Source organism: Sphingomonas sp. CCH9-F2, assembly GCF_001556735.1.
GTDB classification, from domain to species: Bacteria; Pseudomonadota; Alphaproteobacteria; order Sphingomonadales; family Sphingomonadaceae; genus Sphingomonas; species Sphingomonas ginsenosidimutans.
In genome coordinates this window covers 1-215 of the sequence record NZ_LSJO01000329.1, presented here as the reverse complement: position 1 = coordinate 215, position 215 = coordinate 1, and the positions used below count along the sequence as shown (strand labels likewise).

General features: G+C 78.1%; 1 protein-coding gene. It reads right to left on the bottom strand.

Annotated elements, in window-relative coordinates; translation table 11 throughout:
- The coding region (locus tag AX685_RS22505) for a hypothetical protein (RefSeq protein ID WP_197418552.1) at positions 1–215 on the bottom strand (215 nt) is incomplete at both ends.

The window sequence follows — 215 nt, the reverse complement described above, 5'->3', positions numbered from 1 at the left end:
ATCCTCGATCGCGGTGCCGCCCGCCGGCAGCGCGGCCGTCAGCCGGCCCAGCGTCGCCGGGACGGCGGTGGCGCCGATGGCGGTCCAGGACGCGCCACCGTCGCGGCTGACCGTCACCGCCGCATGTCGCCAGCCCGGCGCCTCGCCCGCGGCGAAGATCGCCAGCCGCGGTTCGGTGACCGGCGCCTCGTCCAGCGGCGGCAGTTCGGCGATCT